The following is a 5795-nucleotide window of genomic DNA, read 5'->3' on the forward strand; positions in this document are numbered from 1 at the left end:
CGTCACACCCCGCCCTGAACACCGTGAACGAACAGGCGGTGGCCGCATGAACACCCCCGCCCCTCCCGTGAACACCACGGTCGATCCGGTGAACAGTCGAGCCGACCCCGTGAACACCCCGACCGGACCCGTGAACACCGCCCTGCGGGCCGGACTCCCGGACCGCTACCTCACCCCCGAAGACCTGGCCGCCATGTTCAGCGTGCCCGTCGAAACCGTCTACGCCTGGCGCAGGAAGCGCACCGGGCCCCCCGGCTTCCGCATCGGCAAACACCTCCGCTACGACCCCCAAGCCGTCCACACCTGGGTCAGCCGACAGGCCACCGAAACCGCCGCCTAGGCCAGGGACCCGCACAGGGACCCGGACAGGGAGGGGCCAGGGAGACAGGGAGAACTCCCTGTACGGGTCCCTGGCCCCACCCACCGGCCCCGACCTGCGGAAACAACCCCCACAGGGACGCCAGGGACCCAGGGACCCCACCCCCGCCCAGGCCCCAAAACCCCCTCAAGGAAGCCACCCGACACCCCCCGGTCCCCGCCTCCCTGAACCCCGGACAGGGTCGCTGGCGCAAGCAACGGCCGTCGCTACCGGTAGCGACCCTGCTAGCGACCCAAACCGCGTCTGATCAGGCCGCTAGCGACTAGCGAGCCCCACCCAACACACCCCGAAACCGGCCGGACAGGCCCCACCAGGGCCCACCCGCGCCCCGCTACCGAGAAGGGACACAGCCCCTATGGCTGGCCACATCCAAGACCGCTGGTACAAGACCGAGACCACTGCTGACGGCAAGACCGTCAAGGTCAAAACTGACCGCTACGGCACCGGACTCCGCTACCGCGCCCGATACATCGGCCCCGACAAGACCGAGAAGTCACAGAGCTTCCCGGACGGTAAGAAGCGCCTTGCGGAGAAATGGCTCACCAAGGTTGCGGCCGATATGGACAGCGGGCAGTACGTCGACCCCAAGGCGAGCCGGACCACCTTCCGGCAGTACGCGGAGAAGTGGCTCACGTCGCAGGCGACGGACGATACGACGCAAGAGTCCGTCGTTGTGCAGATCCGGCTGCACGCGATCCCCTACCTCGGCTCACGGCCGCTCGGCTCGTTCAAGCCTGAGCACATCAGGGATTGGCTCAGCGAGTTGAAGCAGGCGGTACCCGCGTCCTCGTACCGTCGAGTCATCTTCGCCAGCGTGTCCGCGCTGTTCAACGCAGCCGTGGAAGACGACTATCTCCGCAAGAATCCGTGCCAGGCCAGTACGGTCCACAAGCCCGCTCCGAACACGCGCAAGGTGATCCCCTGGACCGCTGAACGCACCTTCGCGGTCCGGGCCGCTCTCCCGGAGTCGTACCGAGTCGCGGTCGACCTCGGGGGCGGGTGCGGACTCCGACAGGGGGAGATCCTCGGACTTCCCGACGACGAGATCAGGTTCGATACCGGCTGGCTGCACATCGCATATCAGGTGAAGATCTCGGGCGGGAAGCTCGTGTTCGCTCCGCCCAAGCGCAACAAGGAACGGGACGTTCCTCTCCCCGATCGCGTGGCGCACATGCTCAAGCGGCACCGGGAAGCCCATCCGCCGGCCGAAGTCACCCTGCCGTGGCTGCGGCCGGACGGCCCGCCGCTCACCAAACGCCTGCTGTTCACCCGCCCGACCGGTGGAAGCGCGGTCCGGCGGAACGACTTCAACACCCGGTACTGGAAGCCCGCTCTGGTCGCCGCAGGGGTCATCCCAGAGCCTGAGCCGGGGCAGCGCCACCAGGCCGCGCGCGAGCACGGTATGCACGCGCTGAGGCACTTCTACGCGTCGGTTCTGCTGGACGCCGGAGAGAACATCAAGGCTCTCAGTACCTACCTGGGGCACACTGATCCGGGTTTCACGCTGCGGGTGTACACGCACCTCCTGCCGAGCAGTGAGGGACGCACCCGAAAGGCCGTGGACAGCGTCTATGAGGGCGCTGATTCCGGGCTTGACGGCCCACAGACGGCCCAGGACTGAGGAGACGCCTTCGGGCCGGTGGCGCACAGGCACCGGCCCGGACCGCCTCTCACCGGGGGAAACACCCTGTGACCTGCGCTCACAGCACCGGCAGATTCTTCCGCAGTTCGAAGGCGGTGACCTCGGAGCGGTACTCCTCCCACTCCTGCTTCTTGTTGCGCAGGAAGAAGTCGAATACGTGCTCCCCCAGCGTCTCCGCCACCAGCTCGCTCCGCTCCATCAGCGAGATGGCCTCACCGAGGTTCTGCGGCAGCGGCTCGATGCCCATCGCCCGGCGCTCCGCGTCGGAGAGCGCCCAGACGTCGTCGTCCGCGCCGGGCGGGAGTTCATAACCCTCCTCTATGCCCTTGAGGCCGGCGGCCAGCAGGACCGCGTACGTCAGATACGGATTCGCGCCCGAGTCGATGGAGCGGACCTCGACCCGGGCCGAACCGGTCTTGCCCGGCTTGTACATCGGGACCCGGATCAGGGCGGAGCGGTTGTTGTGGCCCCAGCAGATGTACGAGGGGGCCTCGCCGCCCGCGCCCGCGCTGCGGGCCGAGCCGCCCCAGATGCGCTTGTAGGAGTTGACCCACTGGTTGGTGACGGCCGAGATCTCCGCGGCGTGGTTGAGCAGGCCGGCGATGAAGGACCGGCCCACCTTGGAGAGCTGGTACTCCGCGCCCGACTCGTAGAACGCGTTCCGGTCGCCCTCGAAGAGGGAGAGATGGGTGTGCATGCCCGAGCCGGGGTGCTCGCTGAACGGTTTCGGCATAAAGGTGGCCTGGACTCCCTGTTCCAGCGCCACCTGCTTCATGACCAGCCGGAAGGTCATGATGTTGTCCGCCGTGGAGAGCGCGTCCGCGTACCGCAGATCGATCTCCTGCTGGCCGGGAGCGCCCTCGTGGTGGCTGAACTCCACGGAGATGCCCATCGATTCGAGCATGGTGATCGCCTGGCGGCGGAAGTCCATGCCGACGTTCTGCGGCGTGTGGTCGAAGTAGCCGGAGTTGTCGGCGGGCACCGGGCGGCTGCCGTCCAGCGGCTTGTCCCTGAGCAGGAAGAACTCGATCTCGGGGTGGGTGTAGAAGGTGAAGCCCAGATCGGAGGTCTTGGCGAGGATGCGCTTCAGGACATAGCGCGGATCCGCGAAGGACGGCGAGCCGTCCGGCATCAGGATGTCGCAGAACATCCGCGCCGTGCCGGGGGCCTCCGCGCGCCAGGGCAGGATCTGGAAGGTGGCCGGGTCCGGCTTGGCGATCATGTCGGACTCGTAGACCCGGGCGAAGCCCTCGATCGCGGAACCGTCGAAACCGATCCCCTCATCGAACGCCTGTTCCAGTTCGGCGGGGGCGACCGCGACCGACTTCAGAAAACCGAGCACATCGGTGAACCACAGGCGCACAAAGCGGATGTCGCGCTCTTCGAGTGTACGGAGCACAAACTCCTGCTGCTTATCCATTTCCACCCAATCCTTGCTGGTCAGCCGCCTGCTCCCGCGAGCATCGCATCCATGGGTTTCCGGCACGTTGCAAACCCGGGCTGAGCCCCATTGTGGGTCAGGGGCGGAGCCGGGACGACCCTGAGGCGTCTCTGGCTCCTTCCGGCCCCTCTCGATGGCCGCCGGCGGCCCGCCCTGAGCCGCCCGGGGCCGCCCTGAGCCTTCCGGGGAGCGGGCCGGGGCCTTCCGGGGAGCGGCCAGGACCGGAACCGATGGCTGTTTAACCGCCCCGTATGAGGTGCTCGGCCCTTTCCCTCGCTACGATCGCGGCCATGGGGGGTTCACGGCTCGGCCTCATCACGCGCACCACGCGTCCCATGGCACTGCTGACTGCCGTGGCGACGCTCCTCGGCGCGCTCTTCATCTGCCTCAGCCCGCCCCCGGAGCGGCACATATCGCTGTCGCACTCCGAGCATGTGGTGCCCGCGTTCTCCTGCCCGTACGACGACGGTGACTGCGGACTGCTGCCGAAGGCCGGTCCCGCCGTCCTCACCGTCCCGCCGCCGGACGCCCCCCTCGACGCCGGGGAGACGTCCACGCACGCCGCCCGGCCGCCCGGTGCCGCCGGGCAGGCCCGTCCGGATGCCCGGCCGCGCGCCCCCGGGTTGCACGTCCTTCAGGTGCTGCGGGTCTAAAGACCCGCCTTCCCCCACGGCCCGCACCCCTTTGATCGCCGCATCTGATCACCCCATCCACGAAGGACGAGACATCATGGCTTCCCGTAAGACCAGCGACGACCGCCGTGCCCGCATAGAGGCCATGCGCCGCGCGGAGCAGTCCCGCGAGCGCCGCAACCGCATCATCACGATCGGTCTGAGCGGCCTCGTCGTCGCCGGGCTCGTCGGCTTCGGCGGCTACGTGCTCAACAAGGAGTCGAAGGAAAAGGACCAGAAGGCCGCCGCGGCCAAGGCGCCCGTCACCGGCGAGAAGTCCTGGGACGCGAAGAAGCTCGGCCGCACCCATGTGAACAAGGCCGTCAGCTATCCGATGAAGCCGCCGGTCGGCGGCGACCACCACAACGCGTGGATGAACTGCAACGGCGATGTCTACACGGAGCCGATCCCCAACGAGAACGCCGTGCACTCGCTGGAGCACGGCGCGGTGTGGGTGACGTACAACGACAAGGCTCCCAAGGCCGAGCTGGACAAGCTCGCGAAGAAGGTCAAGGACACGTCGTACTCGCTGATGAGCCCGGTGAAGGACCAGGCCGGTCCGATCATGCTGACCGCGTGGGGCAAGCAGGTCACCGTGGACGGCGCGGATGACTCCCGGGTGAACCAGTTCTTCACCAAGTACAACCAGGGCCCGCAGACCCCTGAGCCGGGTGCGGCCTGCACGGGCGGCGTGAGGGGCAAATGAGCGGGATGACCCGTACGCACTGGGCGGCCGTCACGGCGATCGTCCTGGCCCTGCTCTTCGCGGGGGCCGCCACGGTGGCCTCCGCCGGGGGCGATGACTCCCGGCCCAGGACCCCGTCGGCGGAGTCGGCCGACGCCGGGTTCGCCCGGGACATGGCCGTCCACCACCAGCAGGCGGTGGAGATGTCCTTCATCGTCCGCGACCGCACCCGGGACGAGGATGTACGGCGGCTGGCGTACGACATCGCCAACACCCAGGCCAATCAGCGCGGCATGCTGCTGGGCTGGCTGGATCTGTGGGAGCTGCCGAAGGTCTCGGCGGGCACCGAGCCGATGGCCTGGATGGCCGGGACGGCCGAGCGGAACGGCCACGGCGGGCACGCGTCGGCCAAGGCCGGTGAGGGTTCGACCCGGATGCCCGGTCTGGCGACCCCGGCTCAGATCGAGCGGCTGAACCGGCTGAGCGGGAAGCAGGCGGAGATCGAGTACCTCCAGCTCATGATCGTCCACCACAACGCCGGGGTCACGATGGCCGAGGGCTGTGTCGAACTCTGCGCCGTGGCTCCGGAGCGGAAGCTGGCCGACGGGATGGTCGCGGCTCAGCGCTCCGAGGTCGAGCTGATGGTGGACCTGCTGAAGCGGCGGGGGGCGGAGGTCAGGGTCTGACCCGCCACGGGGGTGCGCGGCTTCTTCCTGGCCGGACGGGGGTGCCCGGGCTTCTGCCCGGTCCGGACGGGGGTGCCCGGGCCGCTCGCTCCCGGGTGCCCCTGCGGCTTGCCGGGCGCCTTGCCCTCTCTGCCCGCGCACGCGTCCGCGCCGCCCTGCTCTGGCCCGCCGGGACCCCGCGCACCCGTCTGCGCGGGGAGACCCGCGCCGTCGTGGAGCGGCACGCCCTCCGGGCGTGGGGGGGGGGGCCCGCCCGGCGGGGGTGCGCCCCCCAACCCCCCACCCCCCCGG

Annotated in this window: 6 protein-coding genes; 5 read left to right on the top strand and 1 reads right to left on the bottom strand. The window is 69.1% G+C overall.

Annotated features, from left to right (window positions below; genetic code table 11):
- Positions 1-88 precede the first annotated feature (88 nt).
- Positions 89-340: a helix-turn-helix domain-containing protein gene (locus tag ACWF94_RS31165; RefSeq protein ID WP_453495984.1), complete on the top strand. Its 252-nt coding sequence runs from the start codon at positions 89-91 to the stop codon at positions 338-340.
- A gap of 394 nt (positions 341-734) precedes the next feature.
- Positions 735-2000, top strand: coding sequence for a tyrosine-type recombinase/integrase (locus ACWF94_RS31170; RefSeq protein ID WP_453495987.1), 1266 nt, complete (start codon positions 735-737; stop codon positions 1998-2000).
- A 79-nt stretch (positions 2001-2079) separates the two neighbouring features.
- Here the strand turns inward: ACWF94_RS31170 and ACWF94_RS31175 are convergent, their stop codons facing one another.
- On the bottom strand, positions 2080-3441 hold the full coding sequence (locus ACWF94_RS31175) for a glutamine synthetase family protein (protein ID WP_453495990.1): 1362 nt from the start codon (positions 3439-3441) through the stop codon (positions 2080-2082).
- Positions 3442-3797: 356 nt separating this feature from the next.
- On the opposite strand from ACWF94_RS31175, the gene ACWF94_RS31180 reads away from it, so the two are divergent.
- The 3 genes from ACWF94_RS31180 (at position 3798) to ACWF94_RS31190 (ending at position 5504) form a co-directional block, all read left to right on the top strand.
- Positions 3798-4115 carry a hypothetical protein gene (locus tag ACWF94_RS31180; RefSeq protein WP_453495993.1) on the top strand — a complete coding sequence of 106 codons (318 nt, stop codon included), beginning with the start codon at positions 3798-3800 and terminating at the stop codon, positions 4113-4115.
- A gap of 76 nt (positions 4116-4191) precedes the next feature.
- Positions 4192-4839: a DUF3105 domain-containing protein gene (locus ACWF94_RS31185; RefSeq protein ID WP_453495996.1), complete on the top strand. Its 648-nt coding sequence runs from the start codon at positions 4192-4194 to the stop codon at positions 4837-4839.
- A 5-nt stretch (positions 4840-4844) separates the two neighbouring features.
- Positions 4845-5504: a DUF305 domain-containing protein gene (locus ACWF94_RS31190; protein WP_453495999.1), complete on the top strand. Its 660-nt coding sequence runs from the start codon at positions 4845-4847 to the stop codon at positions 5502-5504.
- Positions 5505-5795 lie beyond the last annotated feature (291 nt).

This window comes from Streptomyces sp. NPDC055078 (assembly GCF_053607985.1).

Bases quoted from the DNA above. Each gene is read 5' to 3' on its own strand.
- ACWF94_RS31170 (WP_453495987.1), top strand. From the start codon at position 735: ATGGCTGGCCACATCCAAGACCGCTGGTACAAGACCGAGACCACTGCT.
- ACWF94_RS31180 (WP_453495993.1), top strand. From the start codon at position 3,798: ATGGCACTGCTGACTGCCGTGGCGACGCTCCTCGGCGCGCTCTTCATC.
- ACWF94_RS31185 (WP_453495996.1), top strand. From the start codon at position 4,192: ATGGCTTCCCGTAAGACCAGCGACGACCGCCGTGCCCGCATAGAGGCC.
- ACWF94_RS31190 (WP_453495999.1), top strand. From the start codon at position 4,845: ATGACCCGTACGCACTGGGCGGCCGTCACGGCGATCGTCCTGGCCCTG.
- ACWF94_RS31175 (WP_453495990.1), bottom strand. From the start codon at position 3,441: ATGGATAAGCAGCAGGAGTTTGTGCTCCGTACACTCGAAGAGCGCGAC.